Here is a 21,455-nt window from a genome sequence, read left to right on the forward strand (position 1 = left end):
GGCCGGCAAGCGCCGGTCTCGGAACATCAAGTCCCGTTTTTTCGTCTACGCTAGCAGTAGCGTCTGCTTACAGGCGGCCGCCTGGGCGGTTCTCGGGGAGGCCGGCTGCCGCGCAACCCGCGGAACCCCTCGCGGGCAAGGACTTCATGCCATATCCGGTATTTTTGTCGCAGGTCGACATCCCAGTTTCGCCGTTAAGCCACGAAAATGCTGGCCGCTTCTGTTCGTAACGGTTCCGAGGGCAGTGACCGAACCCTGCTGTATTTCGGTTTGCTGACCCTGCTCATCGCTCTGGCAACGCCGGCCGGCTATCTGGTTGATATCCAGACGTCGTACATACTCAAGAACCAGTTGCATGCGACGGCGACGCAGATCTCGACATTCCGGCTGATCACGGGCATACCCGTCTACGTTGCGTTCGCTTTTGGCCTGGCGCGCGACCAATGGAACCCGCTGGGATTGCGCGATCGCGGCTTCTTCCTGATTTTCGCTCCGGCGACCGCGGTGGCAATCATCTGGATGGCGTTCTCGGGTTTCTCATACGCGGGACTGCTCATCGGGTTGCTGCTGGCAATGCTGTCGTCCCGGTTTATCGCCGCAGCCTATCAGGGGCTGATCGCCCTGGTGGGCCAGGAGAAGCTCATGTCAGGGCGCCTGAGCGCTCTGCTGAACGTGGTCGGTGCCGTCCCCGTCGTTGCGGGAGCGTTCGCCTCCGGATACATCTCCGATCATCTTGCCGCGAAGGAAGCTTTCCTCCTGGTGGCGGCGGCCGCTTTATCGATTGCCGTGCTGGCGCTCTGGAAGCCAGTTTCCGTCTTCGGCCACATCTACGAGAAGCCGCAAGCCAGGGGCGCGGATCTCATTGGGAATGTCAGGCGGCTGGTGAAGCATAAGGCCGTCTATCCGGCGGTTCTCATCTGCTTTCTGTGGAACTTTGCGCCAGGATCGGCCACTCCGCTGCAGTTCTACCTGACCGATGCGCTGCATGCATCGGATGCCGTTTATTCGTACTACAACGGAATCTTTGCCGCTGCGTTCATCCCGACATTCCTGCTCTATGGCTTCCTGTGCAAGAAAGTAGCGCTGAACAAGTTGCTGTGGTGGGGGACAATCATCGCGGTGCCGCAGATGATTCCGCTGGCATTCATTCACTCAGCCAATCTCGCGCTTGTCCTGGCGGTACCCATCGGGCTGATGGGCGGCGTAGCCACGGCAGCCTACTTCGATCTCGCGATGCGGGCCTGTCCGCCAGGCCTGCAAGGAACCCTGATGATGCTGGTGGATGGCGTTCTGGCGCTTTCGGCGCGTGCCGGCGATCTCCTCGGCTCATGGATCTATAACAGCAGCCCGACGCATGGCTTCACATACTGTGTGATCGCGACGACTGCGGTGTACGCACTGATCCTGCCATTAATCCCGCTGACGCCGAAAGCATTGATTGCTACCAGGGATGGCGAACCCAATCCGGAGGTCGAGGCCGAAGTGCTGGACCAGATCCGGGGAACTGAGCGCACATAGTCCCTCCTGACCTGGGCGCAAGCCTGCGCGGCTTACGCGAGCACGTGGAACGGGCGGCGGAAGGCTGCGGGCCCGGCGTGTTGCCCGGGCGGAGCTTCCGCAGGGAGCGGAAGCTCCAGCAGCGCGCACACGTCCCGTTCGACCGTTGAGAGCGATGCGGACCTGTGCAGGGAGCGGGCAAAGCGGCCGTCGAGGCCTGGCGGCAGGCGCTGCCACATATTTTCCGAGACCAGCAGCAGGCGCCTTGGCTTCAGCATCAGGCTGGCCAGGCGCAGCAGGTGCCAGCCGTCAGCAAGATCCGGCGGCATGCCGAACACGAGCAACGCCGGCGCCGGCAGGCTCGCATTGCGCGCCGCCAGGGCGCCCGGCTCCACCAGTTCCACCCGGCCAATGCCGGGAATTCTGCCGAGCAGGTGCATGACGCCGTGCCGGTAAACCGGCATGTCGTCGATCACCACGGCATGTGCCTCGCGGCTGCGCCCCAGAGCCTGCTCCCAGGCGGCCGTTCCACGGTTCGTCCAGTTCAACCTCGTTTCTCCCGGTTTGCCGGCGTTGGCTTCGTGGCCAGCGCCTCGCACCAGAACCAGCAAGGGGAATGCCAGCTCTGGCAAGGCCGTTTCGTGCCCTCGCGCGCAAGCGCGGGAGCCAGGCCTGCCGTGGGTTTCCGGGAGGTTGACGCAAACCTGCCGCGGCTTTGCAGGCGACTGGCGGCCGCGGGCAGGTGTTACGTGTAACGTAACGTGTTCCGCGACCGACCCGGGCCGGCAGTTTGGCGGCCATCGCGCAACCCGGCCTTTGGGATCGGGAAAGGTGATTCATGCCGCGCAATCGGACGACTATTCCGCAATCTGGACGCAATCTCTCCGGGTGCAACACTTGCGGGTTGCCCCGGTGACGCTCTTCACAGGTGTCTCGCCCGGTGGAGGGTGACGCGTGCGCCATCGCGCGACACGGCCAGCGCTGCGCGGACATCCGCCCCGAAGGCGAGGTCGAGACACGTCCAGCCGGAAATCGTCTTGCCACGATGCGAAGCACGCCAGCGGCCCGCGCCGAGCAGCAAATCGTCTTCCGTCGTATAGGCGCTCGGCTCGCCGGAGAGCCCCGTGCCGAGCGCCTTCAGCAGAGCTTCCTTTCGGGTCCAGATACTGAGCAGGGTCGCCGCCGCATCGGGTCGCATCCGGTCAAGCGCCGCCTCCTCGATCAGAGAGAATATCCCGCGTCCAAGGCCGCCAACGTCCAGGCCGTCAATCCGCCGCTCCACGTCCACGCCGATGCGGCAACTCCATGCGAAAGCGAGCAGCGTCATCCCGTCAGTGTGGGAAACGCTGAATGCAATCCTTGCCGCGCGCGGCCACTGCACGACCGGCTTGCCGAACGGCGTAACGCTAAAGCGCAGGGATTCGGGTTTGCAGGTCAGATAGCAGCCGATCAGCCAGCGCAGCAGGCTCCGCCGGGCAATGAAGTCATTGCGGTGCCATTCGTGGAGGTAGGCTTGGGCACGCTGCCGCTCATCCGGGGAAAGCGTGTGGGCGAGTGCCGAACATACGGGTTCGACCAGAGCGTCATTCAGTACCCACACATGCACGGCGCTTTGCGGCAACGAGAGGCGGTTCGGTTCAGGCAGAACCAGCGACGCGGCATGTCCTGCGTTCCGTGTGGTGACAAAGTCGGGCTGCATGCCGTTCGATCTCCGCTCACGCTGTGCGGTGCCTCATGAATCATGACCGTCGCGTCACGCGTTTGCCAACCTCTCGTCCAGTAGCGCCGCGACGGCCTGCAAGTTCGGTTCGAGTAGCATATCGATATGGCTGCTGGGCACTTCGGCAATCATCAGGCCGCCGCGCGAAACACGCTGCCACAGCGATATCGGATCGCCGCGATGCTCCTGCCGAATTGCCGCGCGCACATAGACAATCGGGCCCGCGTGATACGGTCGCGGCCGATAGGCCGTCATGGCCAGTCCCATTGTTTCCCGCACGCGCCGAAGCGCGGGCGGCAATGATTCGGTGAAGGCGTCAGGCCGGCGCGTCATGCGCCCGAAGCTTATCCCCACGCGGCCAGCCGTCTTCCCAAGCATGTCCGCCTGGTAAGCAAGAAGCTGCGACGCCGGCAGCGCGCGCAGCTTGCGCCACTGCCATCCCGAATAGCTGCAGCAATACCGCATCCAGGCACGCCAAGGCAGGAAATGCTCGCACACATAGGTATCGAGCAGGCACAGGAATTCGATGCGCTCGCCGGCGCGCGTCAGCTGTTGCGCCATCTCGAACGCAACCAGTCCGCCGAACGAGTAGCCGGCCAGCGCGTACGGTCCGCGCGGCTGCACGGCGCGCATCTGTTCGATGTAGCTGGCCGCCATATCCTCGACGCGCAGCTGTGTCGGCTGCTCGCCGTCAAGGCCTTGTGCCTGCAGGCCATAGACCGGGCGGGGACTGCGCAGCGCGTAGACCATGCCCCAACATTCCATCACCGAGCCGCTCGCGCCATGCACAATGAACAGCGGCTTCCCGGTGCCGGCGCGCACGGGCACGAGGATCGGCGACGGCGGCGGTGCGGCATCGTCTATCGCCGCGGCTAGGCGCGCGATCGTCGGCGCGATCAGCAGCGTCGCGAGTGGAATCGCGCGCCCGGTCGACCGATGCACGTCGGCGAGCAACCGCGCTGCCAGCAGCGAGTGCCCACCCAGCTCGAAGAAGTTGTCGTCGCGACCGATCGGCGCGAAGTCGAACAGCTTCTCCCATAGCCCCTGCAAATGACGTTCCAGTTGTTCGCGCGATTCGCCGGCGGATGGCAATTCGCGCACCGCCAGGTTCAGTGCCGGATGGTTGCGGATCGAGTCGATGCAGCCGGGATTGCGTAACGCCGCGGCATTGCCGACCGGCAGGCCGTTGACCGCATTGCGCGCGGCCGCTTCGGACAGCTTGCCGTTATGCGTGACCGGCAACGCATCGACGGCGATGATCCGGTCTGGCACGTGCGTTGGCGACGCGCGACGCGCGAGCTCGCGGCGCACCCGGGCGGCCAGCGCGCCAGTCAGTGCGACGCCATCCTGCAAGACCAGCAGCAGAACGATGCGCTGGTCGTACCTTTGCGCGTGCGTGCTGCCGGGCGGCGCGGCGCGTGAGCGCTGCTCGACCACCAGCGCTTCGCGAATGTCCGGGATATCGCGCAGCACGCGATAGATTTCGCCGGGACCAATGTTGACGCCGCGCACATTGAGCACGCCATCGGAACGGCCATGCAGCCGCGCAGTGCCTTGCGGCGAGAACTCGATGCGATCGCCGTGCGTCCAGACACCTGCGTTGCTGCTGAAATAGGCAGCGTGAAACGCCTTGCCGTCGGTGTCGCCAAAGAAGCCGAGCGGACGTGATGGAAACGGGTTGGCGCAGACCAGTTCGCCGATTCCGCTGGTGCGGGCACCCTGTTCCCACGCCTGGACATCGAGCGCAAGGCTCTTGCATTGGGCTTCTCCCGCATAGACCGGCAGGTTCGGGTTCCCCAACACAAAGCAGCCGAGAATGTCCGTGCCGCCAGAGATCGACTGCAGGGGCAGCGGCTTCACGTGATCGCGCACCCATTCGAACTGCGCGTCGAACAGCACCGCACCGGTCGACATCATCGCGCGTAGTGCGCCGAGATCGAACTGCTGCCCTGGCACCAGGCCCGCGTCCTCGCACATCTTCAGGTAAGCGGGACTGGTGCCGAACACGGTGACGCGCTCGTCGGCAACCAGGCGCCACAACGCATCGACCGTCGAGACCGGGCCGTCATAGGTCACGATCTCGACCCCGGACGCGAGCGCCGACAACTGCCAGTTCCACATCATCCACGCACAGGTGGTGTGAAAGTACAAGCGATCGCCGGGGCGCAGGTCGCAGTGCAGCCGATGCTCCTTCAGATGCTCGAGCAGGCTGCCGCCGGCCCCGTGGACGATGCACTTCGGCTTGCCGGTAGTGCCCGACGAGAACATGATGAAGAGCGGATGGTTGAACGGGAGATGCCGCCAAACGAAGCTCCCGGCATCGCCACTGTCTATCAGCTCGCCAAGCGCATAGACCCGCTGCCCGACGGTGTCCGGCAAGGTCCCGTCGTCGAGGCGGACGACGCCCTGCAGCGACGGCAATGCAGCAACCAGAGCGGCGACGTTATCCGCCAGCGCCACGCCATTGTCGAACGCCCGCTGCGCGGTGTGTGCGAACAGCAGCCGCGGCGCCAGCGGCACGAAGCGATCGAGGATCGTCTCGACGCTCATCTCGGCCGCGGCAGTTGCGAGCGTCGCGCCGAGCGCGGTGACGGCCAGCGCGGCAACGACCGCATCCGCGTCGTTGCGCATCACGCCCACCACGTGGTCGCCTTCACGCAGCCCCAAGGCCGCAAGCGCATGTGCGAGACGCGCTACCCGATTGCGCAGTTCGCCGCGGGTCAGGCGCACACGGCGGCCATCCGCGTAACAGGCGGTCAGCGCGGGTGTGTCGGGCGCCGCTACCGCCAGGCCAAGCAGGTTGTCCGCGTAGTTCAGCCGGACCTGCGGGAAGAAGCATGCATGCTCGCATTCGTTGCCGACGCAGACCGGCGCGGTGCTGCCGGACCATGCGAGCCCCCGCGACCACTGCAAAAAGCATTGCCAGAACGTCCGGTACTCCCGCACCGAGAAATCGTGCAGCGCAGCGTAGTTTTGGAAGGATTGGCCGGTGTATGCCTGCAGGGCCGCGGTGAATGCGGTCATTTGCGACGCAGCGGCGCGCTCGGGCGTGCTGCTGTCGATGGGAACGCGTCCCATGGTCACGCTTGGGCAGAACGACGCGTCAAACAGGGAAAAACGATCCATCCGATCCTCCACGCAGACCGGTACGCCCGCCCGAAGCAGCGGCGCGTTCTGATGCACCAGACTAGTGGCCCGTCATTTTTTGCTCTGTGCGAAATCGCACGAATTATTACAAGACTGTCAGCAACCCAGACAGCTGGCGTAGACAGGGTTGGGGCTTCTGGTGTTCCGCTTTTCCTGTTGTCTGCTCCTGCCAGTCCGGTATCCTTGCTCTGCAGCAGTCGTGCACAGTCTGGCGAGGCCGCCAGGGAAGGGCGCAAATGACGACCTATGCTCAACAAGCCAACTGGCGGGAGATTCAGCGTTTCCTCCCTATCCAGTACCAGTTGACTCAGGAAGAAGAGCCGCAAGAAGAATGGTGGGCATGGCGGCAGCATCGCATCCACCTTGATTGCTATCGCAATGCAGCAGCGCCGTTGAAGGTCATTCTCATCCATGGCCTGGGAACCAACGGCCGGCAGATGTCAACGATTGCCGGTGCGCCACTTGCGCGTTACGGTGTTGAAGCCATTGCCATCGACATGCCGGAGTACGGTCTGACGGAGGTCGGCCCCGGCAAGCTGATCCGGTACGACGACTGGGTTCAGGCTGGCAGCGACCTGGTTGATGCGGAGTCGGCGAAGGACGACCGTCCCATCGTGCTTTACGGCTTCAGCGCGGGAGGCCTGGAGTCCTACCACATTGCCGCGAAGAACCGGAAGGTGAAAGGCATCGTGGGGATGACGTTCTTCGATCCGCGTGTTCAGCAGGTGCGGGACGAGACTGCGATCAACTGGTTCATGAGCCGCGTGGGAAGTGGGTTTGCGAAACTGGCCGCGCGCACGCCGTTCGGTGGTATTCGGCTCCCCATCGCGGGAATCAGCAAGATGCAGGCGCTGGTCAACGACAAGGCGGCATTGAAGGTCTGCCTGGCTGACAAGACCTCAGCCGGCAAGTGGGTGACGATGGGGTTCATGGCCAGCTACATCAACTATGTGCCGGCGGCGGAGCCCGAGGATTTCGATGTCTGCCCTATCCTGCTGACGCAGCCGGAGCAGGACCACTGGACGCCCTTGCATCTGAGCGAACTGTTTCTCGGGCGGATTCGACATGTACCCGTGCAAATCGTGATGCTGCAAAACGCGGGACACTATCCGCTGGAGCAACCTGGATTGAACCAGATGGTCAGCGCGATTCATGAGTTTTGCCTTCGTGTTGTTGCCAATGCGCATGTTCGCGTATAGCAACCACCTGCTTTTTGCGTCCACTCGAAGTGATGATGCAGGATATGGCGGCAGGAAACGCAGGTAAGTGGAAAATTTCAAGTTTAAATATCATTTAAACTGATATGCATAACTCTTGTCGCATGTGTGCAACCGACTGCTCGACAAAGCAAATGGCTCTTCGCATTTCACAGTGCACGGCCCCCATTACGGGGTAATCGGGATGGCGGATTTTCCGGGCGTTTCCATCACGACGGAAAGCAAGACATCCTTTCGCTGAGTTCTCTTTCTTGCCTTGTTCCATACTAACGGGTACCAAGGTTGAAACAGACCGGCGAGTTCGCGGTGCGGCGGCGTGCGCACAGCGCCTGCGCCATCGCCATCTCGAATCGGCAAAACCATTGCTGCATCAGGTGGATACGCAGCATCGCTTCGACAGGGAATGGCCGACGGCCCATTGGGTTCGGCGGCGCGTGCGGCACAGTCAGGGCGCTAAATTCAAGCCAGGGAAGCGCAATGAGCGCATGCAATAAAATGACCCTGGCCTGGGCGTGAGGAGTCGGTCACGCGCAAACGCGTATTACTCGACGAGACCGCTCCATTCCTGGCTGCTGCCATCTCGAGAATGAAACATTTTTCGACACCGGTGCCACGCTCGCCGCATCTATATCGTTAAATCTATCCATCGACGGGTTCAGTAACGGTCGTATTTTTTTCTGGATGTTTTTCTTTTCTTTACTATGCTGACAGGCGTGCAGTGATGATGCATTGCACGCGGAATCATGAAGCAGGATCTAGATACGGTATCAGATGCTCGGCTCATGAATTATTCCGATCATGAACGTATATAGATACGAAACAACAATAACAATTTTTCTATTCCATTTCTGGTTACTAATTCAGATTTCTAGCCTTTTTCTTTGCCGAGAGCAGAGCATGGCTACATTTTTTCTGAGCCAGTCTGGCCTGTATTTATTCTCCGCTTTGGAAGCCTGGGTAATCGCTGCGTGACGATGCGCATGCTTGTCACGTGATATTTGAGGAGAGCTGACACCAGCTGTGCGTTGACGCTTCCATCGTATGAATCCGACTGAACAACAGTGTCCAGACGGAAGAGGAGTTTTAGATATGTCCAGAATCTTAAAATTTCTGGTGCCGGCATTCTTCGTCCTGTCAGCAGCCCACGCCGGTGCACAAGAAAAATTGCCAGACTCGGTGGCAGAGAAACTTGAAGCGCTAAGTGGATTGCCTTCGAATCTTGCCGCGCTGCAGCTTGGAATCACTAACATACAGGGTAAGCCTACAGACCCGAGCCCTTCCGGTCCTCCGGGCAATGCACAGTCGCCCAAGCTGAGAGATGTTGCCATCGCAGATACGGCTGCCAATGAGAACGAGACTAACGTGGTTGCCAACCCGGTAGACAAAAAATATCTGGTGGCTTCCTCGCATCGGTATCCGACCTTCCCGATACGGTGCGTCGCCTATGCTAGTTCGGATGGCGGAAAGAGCTGGAGCGCGGGTGTTCCCATGCAACAACTGAGTCCAAGCCATGATTGCTCGGACCCGGTGCTCGCCTATGCTCCGGACGGCAGCCGGGTTTATATGGCGTACATGGATATCTTCGGGGGGACCTGGGATATTCTGGTGAGCCACTCCGACGACAACGGCGTTACCTGGAGCGCACCGGTGATTGCCTTGCAAGGCAATCCAGCGGCGTTTATCTATGATAAACCCTGGATTGCAACGCACTCGTTTGACGCCAGCCAGAGTGCGCTCGTGTACGTTACCGCGACCCGGTTCAGCGTAGTGTCCAGCCCAGACCACATCGCATTTTCGCGCTCCACGGATGGTGGCCTCACCTTCAACAGTGCCTCGCCAACACTGTTCGACAGTGCGAGCGCTCCAGTCGTGGTACAAGGGTCACACCCAGCAGCCGGCCCGGGCTCCGATGTGGTGGTCGCCTGGTACAACTCGGGTGCCGACGGCTGGCTGAACGGCGGGTTTCAGATTAAGGTGGCACATTCTTCTGATAATGGCGCCACCTTTGATCCGCCGGTTATCGCAGCTGCCGAATCATGTTGTGAACTACCGTTCTGGCTGGGGCCTTCGGCGTTCTATCATAGATGGTGGGGCGGGATGTTCCCCGCTGCCGCAATTGACGGGAAAGGCGGCGCCCACATCGCGTACGCGTTTACGCCTGTGAATCAAAACACCGCCGCAGGCCGCAGTTCCACGGAGTCCGGGGACATCCGATATATCACCAGCTCGAGTGCACCCTACACGGTTTGGTCCGCACCTCTGACGGTGAATGATGACGGGTTGTTAAGAGCTCAAGGGTTTCCCGCCATTGCTGCCAGGGAGGATGGCACCGTATGGCTCAGTTGGGAAGACCATCGGCTGTCGCCCGCTGTGGCGACCGCATTCCCCAACTCGTCGAATCTCTTCTATGACAACTTCGTGGCGAGGAAGGCGCCGGGACAAAACACATTCTTCACCAATTTGCGCGCGTCGGATAGGTCTTCGCTCAGTCAAAAAACCTTTATCGGTGACTACACCGGCATCGCGGTGAATGCAACTACCACCTACGCCGTTTGGACTGACCGCCGAAATAGGACCAACATCCTGGACAGTAACAACGACGTCTTTGGCAGCCGTGTCATCGCGGGGGGCGGCACCCCTTGACTGGACAGCCGCTGTATGGCGACTCCTCGAGGGGGGTTCCCCTCGAGGACAGATCTGGTACTGGAGGTGCCTGCTGCTTCAATGCAGTGAGGCACCCCACCGAAGTAGGGGGTGATCAACTCTACCTGACCCCTATAACTAAACATCAAACAAAAGCAAGGCCCAGGCGCGGGCTAGCCAACATTGCTGGCTGGCTGGAAAGGGGAAACCCGCGCGCCGCACCTTGAGCTGTTCCTGGCTGTTCCCGGACCTGCTACTAGGAACAAGTCGATTTGATCGGGATGAAAGGGGGGACGATGCGTGTGACCGGGCGGAAGGGGCTTATTGGCGTTTTGGTCTATTGCGCGCTGACTACTGCCGCCTTCACGCAATCCACGTCCGCAGGCCGCGGCCAGCTACTGAATCAGGCAACCACGCTGCGCATCAGCGCGGGCGCGTTGGCGAACCTGCTGGCTTCAAGCGATACGGGCCGGCAGCTTATGCAGGTCGCCGGAACCCCGGCTTGCGACCTGGAGGTGGTCTACTTCCGTTATGGCACGATTGGTGGCGCCAACGAGAACACCAACGCCAGCGGCGCCTTGATGATTCCTGGCGGCGGCCCGGCCTGTAGCGGGCCGCGCCCGACCATGCTGTATGCGCACGGGACCGCCACATACCGCAATTTCAATATTGCCGATCTGACGCAGACGGACAAGAACAATGGCGACGGTGCCGCAGAGGGCCTTGCCATTGCAGCCATGTATGCGGCGCAGGGTTATATCGTGGTGGCGAGCAACTACGCGGGATATTCCGGCTCCGGTCTTGCTTATCACCCGTACCTGAATGCGGCGCAGCAGTCGGCTGACATGATCGACTCGCTCACGGCAGGGCGGGTTGCCATGGGGGGAACGGACGCAGGAAAACTGACTTGGGAGAATGGCAAGCTCTTTGTGACTGGCTATTCGCAGGGCGGCTACGTTGCCATGGCCACGCAACGCGCGCTGCAAGCGACGGGCGTTAACGTGACGGCTGCCTCGATGGGGTCCGGCCCCTACGCGCTGGGAGCCATGGGCGATGCACTGGTTGCGGGCGAGGTGGATATCGGCTCGACCGTGTTCACGACGCTGGTCGCGACGAGCTACCAGCATGCCTACGGCAATGTCTACGGGAGTCCAGGCGACCTCTATGAGCCGGCCTACGTGCCAGGCATCGAACAGTTGCTGCCGAGCGTGACGTCGATTGACGTACTGATCGGAAAGGGAGAACTTCCCGCTACCGCGCTCTTCAGTCTTACCCCTCCCGCCCCGCAGTTTGCGTCACTGACGCCGCCAGCCTCGCCGCCGCTTATGCCGGCGGAGCTGACGCCGGTATTTGCCCTTGGGTTCGGCGATGGCAACCTCGTGCGCAATGCGTATCGCCTCAGCATGCTGCAAGATGAACTGGTGAGCCCGGACGGCGCGTTCCCGAATACAACGGCCGCAATGGCGCCGGCGTCCAATCCGGCTAGCCCCCTGCGTCAGGCATTCAAGCGAAACGACATGCGCAGCTGGACGCCCAGCTCCCCGGTCCAGCTCTGCGGCGGGTCTGCGGACCCCGCTGTCTTCTTCTTCAACGCGACCATCCAGCAGGCGTACTGGAAAAACGCCAAAGTGCCGGCAAAGCTGACCACGGTGCTGGATGTCGATGCCTCCGTCACCGGAGCTAATGATCCTTATGCCGCCATCAAGCATGGCTTTGCCGACGCCAAGGCAGCGCTGGCCGCGCAGGCGGTTGCCGGAGGTGCCACGGATGGCGGCGCCTCCGCGGTCATCGAGGCTTACCACAGTGAACTGGTGGCGCCGTTTTGCATGGCGGCAGCGCGCACGTTCTTCGGGAGTTTCTGAGCATCTCAAGCTTGCCGGGCGGCTTGGCCGCCGCCAGGCCGACGAGGGGGCCGAGCCATGAATCACGTTCGCCGAATCGCCTTATATGCCGTCGCGGCCGCATTCATGCTTGCCGGATATCCGGATCTGGCCGTGGCAGAAGATGCCGCAAGCCCGGGCGTGTTCCGTGTCACGCTGCTTGGGACAGGGGCGCCAGATCCCTCGGCGGATCGGTTTGGCGCCAGCACGCAGATCGAGGCAGGGAACCAGAAGATACTCATCGATGCCGGGCGCGGCGCCACGATACGTCTCGCACAGCTACACATACCGCTTGGAAAGATCGACGTCCTCTTCCTGACCCATTACCACTCCGATCACACCGTCGGCGTCCCCGACCTTTGGCTTACTGGATGGCTTCCGCCGCCCTTCGGACAACGCAGTACTCCGTTTCATGTGATCGGACCGAGCGGTGCAGCCGATCTGATGATGAACCTGGAGCGCGCGTATGCCGCTGACATCAAGATGCGGATGGCCGACCAGAAGCTTTCCCGTGAGGGGCTCGATGTCAAGGTCGAGGAATTCACGACGGACGGCATCGTGTATGAGAAAAGTGGGCTTCGCGTGACTGCCTTTGAGGTCAATCACGGCGAGGCAGTCAAGCCCGCGTTCGGCTATCGCATCGACTATGCGGGCCACGCCGTCCTGATCTCGGGCGATACGCGGCTCAACGAGAATGTGGTGAAGTATGGTGCCGGGACCGACCTGCTGGTGCATGAGGTCTTTGCCGTGAAGCCAGACATGATGAAGAGCCCGGCAATGCAAGCCATCGCCGCGCATCATGTCACGCCCCAGGAAGCAGGCAGGGTATTCACCCGTGCGCATCCCAGGCTTGCTGTGTACACGCATCTTTCTCTGATCGGCACGCCGACCATCCCGAGTTTGATGCCCGATGAAATCGTGTCGCAAACACGTGAAAGCTACAACGGTCCCTTCGCAGTCGGGGAAGACCTCATGGCCTTCGAGATTGGCGCGGAAGGCGTGGCCATTTATCGACGCGGGCCCCACTATTGAGCCTTACCTATTGAGCTTTCCCTAATTCGCGACAGTGCAAAAACAACCACAGTCATTCCCGCGCAGGCGGGAATCCAGCGTCTTTGAAGTCACTGGGTTCCCGCCTGCGCGGGAACGACAAGCAAGAAGCGTTGTCGTGAATTTCGGAAACATCAATAATTGGCGGCAACATGAAAATAACCACCGTCGTTCCCGCGCAGGCGGGAAGCCAGGGTCTTCACGTCCCTTCGGGGATAAAGCCACTGGGTCCCCGCCTGTGTGGGGACGACGGTTAGCAAAGGCTGTCGTGAATTTTGGAAGCTTCAATAGTTGTGAAGCAGTATTGGCACTGGCTCAGGCCTGTCCGCGTAGCGGGCATTCGCCTGCCCGGCGGCATGAGCGCAGGCAGGATCAGATGCGGCAATCATCTCAAGAAAGTCAGCAATAGTTTTGAGGAGAAGTCATGCACTACAAGTATTTGGCCATATTGGGCGCCCTGGCGCTGGCGGCAGGTGGCGCCGCGGCGCAGAATTCCGGCCTGACGCGAACCGTGGTCAACCGGGCCGATGTATCCGTGCCAGGTCGCGAAGCCGTAGTCGCGCGCGTGGAGGTTGCGCCAGGCGCCTATGCGGGGCGGCATACGCATCCCGGGGACGAGATCAGCTACGTCATGGAGGGCGAGGTGCAACTCCTGGTCGATGGCCAGGCGCCGCGCGCGATCAAGGCCGGTGAGTCGTTCGTGGTGCCGGCCGGCGTGGTGCATGACGCCCACAACGGCGGCAGCACGGCGACGCGGGTGCTGGGGGTGTACGTCGTCGAGAAGGGCAAGCCGCTGGCTTCCCCGGCGCCGTGAGGGTTGCGCCGGTTCGTGCCAGCCGGCAGCGGAAATAATCAGTCAGGCCCCACGCACGCGCCAAGTTCGCTCAGCAGGTGAGCGAGCCTGGCCTGGGTGCCGGTGGCGGTCTTGTTGAAGACCGCCTTGAGCTGGCTGCGGGCAGTTTCGTGGCGGATGCCGAGGCGCGCGCAGGCTTCGGGCAGCCCGATGCCCGCAGTGAGCAGGGTCGCGAGCCGGATCTCGGATGCGGTCAGGCCATACAGTTGGCGCAGCACGCCCGCCAGCATGACCGGAGCAGCGCCGGCCTCGCGGATTGCGACCAGCGCGGCGGGGCGCTGCCATTGCCTGGCCAGGCGATGGGCCGGCGGCAGCGGCAGCACGATGACGCTTGCGCTGTGCCCGCTGCCGTTGCGGGCATGCGCGGCCTGGGCCGGCATGGCCCCGTCAGGACTGCAGACCGCAGCCAGCAACTCGCGGAACGGCCGGCTCAGGCACCAGCCGTCCTGGCACGCCCGGCCTCCGGGCTCGCCTTGTTTGCCCGGCAACAGCCGGCTCACCCAGCGTTCGCCACGGGCATTGCTGAGCAGCACCTTGCTGTCAGGCGCGACGACGATCAGGCCAAAGGGGAGTCGCTCCAGCACTTGCGCAGACAACTCGCCGAGCAGGGTGACGTCCAGCGTGCGCTCGCGCAGGCTCAGTGCCTGTCGCAGATGCGGCATCGCCCAGCCCAGCCGGCGCGCGTCGTCAGCGTTGTAGGGTTGTTGTCCGAGAGGCTTTTGCAGCGAGAAAAAGATTTCGCGGTGTGGTTTGCGCTCGACCAGGCAGCCCATGACGGAACTCAGCCTGAAGCCGTGCATGAACTCGCGGTAGAAGGGCAGCCGGCTCATATTCGCCTGACCGAGATCGCGCGAATCGACATACCACTCCCCCACTGCCATTTGCCGTGTGTAAATCCGCGACGGATCCTCGGCCTGGTAGTGGTCGTTGTAGGCGTCGACCAGTTCCTGGTTCAGGTCATGGATCTCGCTGACCCGGAACCGCTGGCTGGGCGCGTCGAACTCGACCAGCGAGGCGTGCATGCTTTCGCTGGCATCACGCAACAGGGCCAGGCTGGACTGCCAGGCGGTTTCGTCAAGGATGCCCTCGTACAGGCCTCGTATGGTCTGATGCATCATGTCTTCTTTCATTGCGCTTCCCCCCGAACGTCTCTGCCGCACACCTGCCGGGCGCTTGCCCCGTGCGGCCTGATTGCCCGCATTGCCCTGTTTTGCTTATCCCCCATTCAGGGGAATGGAAAGACAATAGGGGATCCGCCACGCCCGCACTTGCGGTTTCTTGCGAATAATTCTGGGGGACGGGCTTGTGCGCCGGCTGTCAGGTCAGGCTTGCCTGGCCTGCAAATGAGCGTTGCCGCGGAAATCGCTTGGCGATGTCCCGCTGAACTTGCGGAAGGCAGCGAAGAATTGGGTGTAGGAATCGAACCCGCTTGCGAGTGCCACGTCGGACAGGGGCATATCGGGGTGGCGGCGTATCAGTTTCCGCGCATATTCGACGCGGCATCTCAGCACATATTGCCAAAGGCTGACCTGGCGCGTCTTGCGGAACATCCGGCACAGGTGGAAGGGGCTGATATGGACTGCGGCGGCGATTGCGTCGATGGTGAGCGGCTGGGACAGGTGGGCAAGGATGAAATCGTCCAGCCGCGCCAGAACGTGCCTGGACAAAAGGCCCCGCTGCCGGGCCGCCAGGGCGCTTGCGTCCTGCTTCCCGCCGCCATAGAGCAGGGCCACGCGCAGGCTGATGGCCAGCAGCAAGGATTGGTCGAGCAGGCTGCCGCCCACGCTGCCACCCTGGACATGGGCGTCCAGCGCCAGCACCAGCTGCACCAGGCCGTTGTCGGCACCGCCGGCGAAGTCCGAGTGCAGATCAGGCACGTTGCGATCGTGCGTCTGTTCATGAGCCAGGACAACGGCATCGGGCCGCACCGAAAAATAGATGGCATCCAGCGGGGCTGACCAGGTGCTGGAAAGTGCATCGCCGGCGGCGCGAAAATAGACCTGGTTTGGTGCCATCGCCCCGTCCAGGCGCTGTCCGTTGACGTGCCAGCGGATCGCGACGGGATCCCTGCCGATCGGGATGGCCAGGCAGTGGACGGGCATGACCGTGGTGTCCAGGGCGCCGGCGGGCAGCAGGTGGCGCTCCAGTACAAAGCCGTCCCAGTGAGAGGCCGCGCTGCCATAGCGCGGCGCGGTAGGAATAGCCGGCACGGTGCCGCCGGCCGTCGTTGCCAGCAACTGGGTGCGTGGAGGAGCGTGGCCCATGGTTGGCGCGAGTCAACCCGCTCCCGGGATCGCGGGCAAGGCAAGATATCCGGTATTTTTCATATTCTTATGCCGTCAGCTTTTCGCGCCTGCCTCCCTGGCAGGCCGTGCGCCATGTGTGTGGTGAGTATACCTAGATTGTGGTCGCTTTAGCCCTTCGGGCAGAGCGCCAGGCCCTCAACGACGCTGTTGTGGCATCCTTCGATTTGCAAAAGAAAAAGAAGGGCAGGGGTCAACATGTACAAGACTTTGCTGGTAGTCGCGGCCGCTGCGGCCGCCTTCACCTATTACAAGACTCACGCGCCTTTGGTAAATCCGGTTGCCCAGGCCGAGCCGCAGCAGATCGGGGTTTCAGCAGTGGCAGCAGCGGCGGAACCAGGATTCCGCTGCGAGGGCAAACAGCACTGCAGCCAGATGGCTTCCTGTGCGGAAGCACGCTTCTATCTGAAGAACTGCCCGGGGGTAAAGATGGATGGGGACGGCGACGGTATTCCATGTGAGACGCCGCCTCTCCAATGCATGTTCTGACGCCCTGATCGGTAGGCCACGCCCTGCTGTCCACTCCTGCGCTGCAACCTTCCTCACGAAGACGTGGGCGGGTTAGTCCGAACTCAAGCCAGGCAACGCCTGAACCGTTGCTCGATGACCTTGCTTCCCCATTGCGCCCCCTCTGATTCATCCGCCAATTGAAAACCAAAAGACTCGTACAGATGGCGTGCTGCATCCAGTCCCTTGAACGTCCAGAGGTATGTCTCGCTATATCGGTCGTCGACAAATTTCATTGCGCGTGACATCAGTCGCCGTCCGACACCGGAACCACGCAATGAGTCATCCACAATGAACCAACGCAAATGGGCGATGCCCGTTTCATCATCTCCGTCGATGGCGAGAGAGGCGAGCGACCGGCCATTTTCGACGTAGAGCCACAGCGCCTTGCCATCGGCTGGCAGCTTGCCGGCAAACTCTGCAAGCTCCGTCGCCACCTTCTTTTCGAAGAACGCGCCGAAGCCCCAGTGCTCCGAATAGAACCGCGCGTGCAAGCTTGCGACGTCACCAATGCAGCCGGGTTGGTAGCCCTCCAGAACTCGGGTGGCCACGGTATCTCCGGGGGCTGTCTTGACGGCGTTGTCTTGCGTGAGCGCATCGGCGTATAGCGCGAGAGAACGAACCAGGGCTTGCTGGTCAGCAGGAACCATCCGTCGCAGCGCGTCGGACACCTGATCCGTTGCGAAGCGGTCGATTTTTTTTCGAAGTTTCTGTCCTGCCTCGGTCAGGTACAGCTCGGACGAACGGGCATCTTCGTTTGCGATCTTGCGCTCCACGAGTCCGCCAGCTTCCAGCCTTGCGACCTGCCTGCTCGTGTTCGATTTGTCCAGGCGCAGGATGTTGGCCAAATCCTTTGCGCTGATCCCTGGCCTGGCCCCGATTTCGAGGATCGCGTGAACAGCCGACGGCGCCAGGTCACTATCGGCCAGGGTGGCTCGCATGAAACCAAGTTCGCGAACAAGTCTTCGAGAGAATTCGCGAAGTTCGAGAATCGTCGCTTCCCGAGATTTGGCTGGAATATCGATAAGGTCCACGGACTGGCTCACAAAAGTTGCGCATCGCAACCAATTTAGTTGTGAGACGCAACTAAATCAAGTCCGGATTTGCTGGAATGTCGACCCGCGGGTACCCAGCTTGCCGCCCGGGGAGCCCGCGGGCGATCGAGCCACGCAGCGAAGTAGATTTCACAGTATTTTTTGCCTGGAATGCTGATCTTTTCAATCAGAAAAATGATCGAACTGGTCAAACTCAATCCGCTGCACTACACTTCGGATGAATTTGATCGATTCGATCAAATGCTTGCTCGAAACTTACAAGGCCGCACCCTCAGCGGCAGGAGACAACCATGCAGATTTCCATCAAACGCGCCATCGAGCGCGTCCCCGGCGGCATGATGATCGTGCCGCTGCTGATCGGTTCGCTCGTTGCCACGTTTGCGCCGGATGGGCCGAAGTTCTTTGGGTCGTTTACCGGCGCGCTCTTTACCGGTGCCTTGCCCATCCTCGCGGTGTTCTATGTCTGCATGGGCGCAAGCATCAACATCAAAGCCACGCCTTACATTCTCAAGAAGGGCGGCGTGTTGTTCGGCACCAAGGTTGGCACGGCCATGGTGCTGGGCGTGATCATGGGGCACTTTCTGGGCGAGGCGCCGATCAGCGCCGGCATGTTTGCCGGCTTGTCGACGCTTGCCGTGGTGGCCGCGATGAACGACACCAACGGCGGCCTGTACATGGCGCTGATGGGCCAGTACGGCAAGCCTGCAGACGTGGGCGCCTACAGCATCATGTCGCTGGAGTCCGGCCCGTTCCTGACGATGGTGACGCTGGGCGTGGCGGGTCTGTCCGCGTTCCCGTGGCCGACGATGGTCGGCAGCATCCTTCCGCTTATGCTTGGGATGTTGCTGGGCAACCTGGATCGGGAGATGCGCGATTTCCTGGGTAAAGCCGTGCCGGTCATGATCCCCTTTTTCGCGCTGGCGCTGGGCGCTGGCCTGGACCTCCACAAGGTATGGCAGGCGGGCATGCTGGGCCTGGGCCTTGGAGTTGCCGTGGTGGCCGTCACCGGCTGCGCGCTGTACTTCGCGGACCGCCTCACCGGCGGCACGGGCGTGGCAGGTGTCGCGGCCGCCAGCACCGCCGGCAATGCCGCCGCCGTGCCGACGCTGGTAGCCGCGGCTAATCCGGTCTACGCGGAATCGGCCAGGAGCGCCACGATCCTGGTGGCCGCCTGCGTGGTGGTCACCGCCGTACTGACGCCATTGGTGACCGCCTGGGTCGCCCGTCGCGTGGCGGGCAAGGGGGCCGAGGCGCCGGTGAGGACTGCCGCATGAGCTGGCTGATCATCGCCGACGACCTGTCTGGCGCTGCCGACTGCGCGATCGGCTTTGCCATGTCTGGCGCCCGGACCGTCGTCACGCTGGAGGCGGCATCTGCGGGCGCGGACCCATGGCAGGCCGATGTGATGGCTTGCGACGTCGACAGCCGCCGCTTGGTGCCGCAAATGGCGGCAACGCGCAATCTCGAAGCCTGGCATCGCGGCCAGGGCGCCAGCCGGCGGCTGTACAAGAAGATCGATTCCACGTTGCGAGGCAACTGGGCTGCCGAAACCGCGGCGCTGGCGCCGCTGGCCGGCCTTGCCATCGTCGCGCCGGCCTTCCCGGCCACTCGCCGCACCACGCTTGGTGGTTGCATGATCGTGAACGGCCAGCCGCTCGAAGACTCCGACATCTGGCGCCTGGAAGGACTTGCCGGACGCGCCGACATTGTCGCGCTGCTGGCCGCGCAGGGGTTGCGGGCGACGCTGTTGCCACTGGCCGCGGTGCGCGCGGGCGACGCGGCTCTGCGGCTAACCATCGCCGGACTGGCGCGTGAAGGCGCGCAGGCCGTCGTCTGCGATGCGCAGACGGAGCAAGACCTGGCTGCGCTGGCCGCGGCAACGGTGCAACTCGGTGTCCCCGCATTCTGGGTTGGCTCGGGCGGCCTGGCTCGTGCGCTGGCTGCGCAGTGCCCGCTTGACGGCGATGCGCCGTGGCCGCTGCCTGCCAATAAAGCCCCTGATGCGGGCCCGGTCCTGACGCTGGTCGGCAGCCTCTCAGGCATCTCCGGGCGACAGGCCGCTTGCCTGCGCGAACGCACCGGGATGCAGTCGCTGGTGGTTCCGCCGCGGATCTTGCGTGAAGGCGCCGGCCACGCCGACTGGGATGCCGCGCGGCAATCGATTGCCGAATGCCTGCGGGCAGGCCGCGACCTGCTGGTCAGCATCGGGCGCGACGACGCGTTTGACGCAGGCGAAGGGCCGCGCCTGAGCGCCGCGCTGGCGCAATTGTCCCTGCCCGGCTTCCAGCATGCGCGCGGCCTGATCGCCACTGGCGGCGAGACGGCCCGGGCCATGCTCGCCGCGGCCGGCATCGGCGCCCTGATGCTGCGGCGCGAAGCCGAGCCCGGTGTGCCATTGTCCGATACGCCCGCGCTGCCCGGCGTACCCGCGCGCCGCGTGGCGACCAAGGCCGGCGCGTTCGGCACTGAGGCCGCCCTCTGGCTGGCGTGGCAGGCCATGACTGAATTCCGCGCGCCGTCCGCGTGACCGCGCGCGCCGCCCCACCCCGACAAGAGACAGACAAATGAGCGACTACCTTCCCGTCATCGGCATTACCATGGGTGATGCCACGGGCATCGGCCCCGAAGTCATCGTCAAGAGCCTCGCGCATGACAGCGTGTTTGCGCAGTGCCGTCCGCTTGTCATCGGCGACGCGCGCCGGCTGGGACTGGCCGTCCGGCTCGTCGGCTCGCCGCTCAAGGTGCGCGCGATCCAGGCCCCGGAGGAAGCGCGCTTCCAGCCCGGCACCATCGACTGCATCGACCTGGGCCTGATCCCGGATGACTTGCCCTTCGGCAAGCTGTCTGCCGTCGCCGGCGATGCCGCCTTCCGCTACATCGAGCGCGCGGTCGCGCTGACCCGCGAGGAGAAGATCGATGCGATCTGCACCGCGCCGCTGAACAAGGAAGCCCTGCATGCGGGCGGCCACAAGTTCCCCGGCCACACGGAGATGCTGGCGCACCTGACCGGCACCCCGGAAGTGTCGATGATGCTGGTGGCGCCGAAGCTGCGCGTGATCCATGTCACCACGCATATCGGCCTGCTCGACGCCATCCGCAGGATCGAGCCGGGCCTGGTCCAGCGCACCATCGAGCGCGGCTACATGACGCTGCAGCGCGCCGGCATTGTGTCGCCGCGCATCGGTGTTTGCGGCATCAACCCGCATGCCGGTGAGAACGGCCTGTTCGGCCACGGCGAGGAGGAGGAAAAGATTATCCCGGCGGTCGAAGCCTTGCGCGCGCGCGGGTGGGACGTGGAGGGGCCGCTGCCCGCCGATACGCTGTTCTATCGCGCAGGCCGCGGTGATTTCGATCTGGTGGTGGCGATGTACCACGACCAGGGCCACGGGCCGGTCAAGGTGCTCGGCCTCGAGGCCGGCGTCAACATCACGGTGGGCCTGCCAGTCATCCGCACGTCAGTGGATCACGGCACCGCCTTTGACATCGCCGGCAAGGGGATCGCCGACGAACGCAGCCTGCTGGAAGCGCTGCGCCAGGGCGCCGAGCTGGCCACGCGCCGCGCCTGAGCCATTGGCGCGCGCCC

Annotated in this window: 16 protein-coding genes; 10 read left to right on the forward strand and 6 right to left on the reverse strand. The window is 62.9% G+C overall.

Going from position 1 to position 21,455, the window contains the following annotated elements; translation table 11 throughout:
• Positions 1-207: 207 nt before the first annotated feature.
• Entirely contained in the window at positions 208-1,518 is a 1,311-nt protein-coding gene (locus ACREYQ_RS19770; protein ID WP_432261876.1) for an MFS transporter, read from the forward strand.
• A gap of 32 nt (positions 1,519-1,550) precedes the next feature.
• Here the strand turns inward: ACREYQ_RS19770 and ACREYQ_RS19775 are convergent, their stop codons facing one another.
• From ACREYQ_RS19775 to ACREYQ_RS19785, 3 genes are all read right to left on the reverse strand, one after another.
• Positions 1,551-2,129, reverse strand: a complete 579-nt coding sequence (locus ACREYQ_RS19775) for a DNA-binding response regulator (RefSeq protein ID WP_432261877.1) — start codon at positions 2,127-2,129, stop codon at positions 1,551-1,553.
• Positions 2,130-2,419: 290 nt separating this feature from the next.
• On the reverse strand, positions 2,420-3,196 hold the full coding sequence (locus ACREYQ_RS19780) for a 4'-phosphopantetheinyl transferase family protein (protein ID WP_432261878.1): 777 nt from the start codon (positions 3,194-3,196) through the stop codon (positions 2,420-2,422).
• 54 nt (positions 3,197-3,250) lie between these two features.
• Complete coding sequence (locus ACREYQ_RS19785; RefSeq protein ID WP_432262607.1) at positions 3,251-6,343, reverse strand: acetoacetate--CoA ligase; 3,093 nt, start codon at positions 6,341-6,343, stop codon at positions 3,251-3,253.
• A gap of 257 nt (positions 6,344-6,600) precedes the next feature.
• Between ACREYQ_RS19785 and ACREYQ_RS19790 the strand changes: the two genes are divergently transcribed.
• The 5 genes from ACREYQ_RS19790 (at position 6,601) to ACREYQ_RS19810 (ending at position 13,968) form a co-directional block, all read left to right on the forward strand.
• Entirely contained in the window at positions 6,601-7,563 is a 963-nt protein-coding gene (locus tag ACREYQ_RS19790) for an alpha/beta hydrolase (protein WP_432261879.1), read from the forward strand.
• A 1,107-nt stretch (positions 7,564-8,670) separates the two neighbouring features.
• Positions 8,671-10,224, forward strand: a complete 1,554-nt coding sequence (locus ACREYQ_RS19795; RefSeq protein WP_432261880.1) for a sialidase family protein — start codon at positions 8,671-8,673, stop codon at positions 10,222-10,224.
• A 296-nt stretch (positions 10,225-10,520) separates the two neighbouring features.
• Positions 10,521-12,086, forward strand: coding sequence for an alpha/beta hydrolase family protein (locus tag ACREYQ_RS19800; protein ID WP_432262608.1), 1,566 nt, complete (start codon positions 10,521-10,523; stop codon positions 12,084-12,086).
• Positions 12,087-12,143: 57 nt separating this feature from the next.
• On the forward strand, positions 12,144-13,136 hold the full coding sequence (locus tag ACREYQ_RS19805) for an MBL fold metallo-hydrolase (protein WP_432261881.1): 993 nt from the start codon (positions 12,144-12,146) through the stop codon (positions 13,134-13,136).
• A gap of 442 nt (positions 13,137-13,578) precedes the next feature.
• Positions 13,579-13,968, forward strand: coding sequence for a cupin domain-containing protein (locus ACREYQ_RS19810; protein WP_432261882.1), 390 nt, complete (start codon positions 13,579-13,581; stop codon positions 13,966-13,968).
• Positions 13,969-14,006: 38 nt separating this feature from the next.
• Here ACREYQ_RS19810 and ACREYQ_RS19815 read toward each other — a convergent pair whose 3' ends face one another.
• The gene (locus tag ACREYQ_RS19815; RefSeq protein ID WP_432261883.1) at positions 14,007-15,125 is read right to left on the reverse strand and encodes a helix-turn-helix transcriptional regulator; all 1,119 of its coding nucleotides are present in this window, start codon (positions 15,123-15,125) and stop codon (positions 14,007-14,009) included.
• Between the two features lie 204 nt (positions 15,126-15,329).
• Entirely contained in the window at positions 15,330-16,271 is a 942-nt protein-coding gene (locus ACREYQ_RS19820) for a helix-turn-helix transcriptional regulator (RefSeq protein WP_432261884.1), read from the reverse strand.
• 237 nt (positions 16,272-16,508) lie between these two features.
• Here ACREYQ_RS19820 and ACREYQ_RS19825 point away from each other — a divergent pair, with 237 nt between their 5' ends.
• Positions 16,509-16,799, forward strand: coding sequence for an excalibur calcium-binding domain-containing protein (locus ACREYQ_RS19825; protein ID WP_432261885.1), 291 nt, complete (start codon positions 16,509-16,511; stop codon positions 16,797-16,799).
• A gap of 83 nt (positions 16,800-16,882) precedes the next feature.
• Here ACREYQ_RS19825 and ACREYQ_RS19830 read toward each other — a convergent pair whose 3' ends face one another.
• Entirely contained in the window at positions 16,883-17,851 is a 969-nt protein-coding gene (locus ACREYQ_RS19830) for a bifunctional helix-turn-helix transcriptional regulator/GNAT family N-acetyltransferase (RefSeq protein WP_432261886.1), read from the reverse strand.
• Between the two features lie 311 nt (positions 17,852-18,162).
• Here ACREYQ_RS19830 and ACREYQ_RS19835 point away from each other — a divergent pair, with 311 nt between their 5' ends.
• From ACREYQ_RS19835 to pdxA, 3 genes are read left to right on the forward strand one after another with little or no spacing between them, the layout of a single operon-like run.
• A complete protein-coding gene (locus ACREYQ_RS19835; protein WP_432261887.1) occupies positions 18,163-19,146 on the forward strand; it encodes a 2-keto-3-deoxygluconate permease in 984 nt (327 codons plus the stop codon).
• Positions 19,143-20,399: a D-threonate kinase gene (gene dtnK, locus ACREYQ_RS19840; RefSeq protein ID WP_432261888.1), complete on the forward strand. Its 1,257-nt coding sequence runs from the start codon at positions 19,143-19,145 to the stop codon at positions 20,397-20,399. Before ACREYQ_RS19835 ends, dtnK begins: the two co-directional genes overlap by 4 nt.
• A gap of 37 nt (positions 20,400-20,436) precedes the next feature.
• Positions 20,437-21,438, forward strand: coding sequence for a 4-hydroxythreonine-4-phosphate dehydrogenase PdxA (pdxA, locus tag ACREYQ_RS19845; protein WP_432261889.1), 1,002 nt, complete (start codon positions 20,437-20,439; stop codon positions 21,436-21,438).
• The last annotated feature ends 17 nt before the right edge of the window (positions 21,439-21,455 follow it).

This window comes from Cupriavidus sp. TMH.W2 (assembly GCF_050847365.1).
Lineage (GTDB): Bacteria > Pseudomonadota > Gammaproteobacteria > Burkholderiales > Burkholderiaceae > Cupriavidus.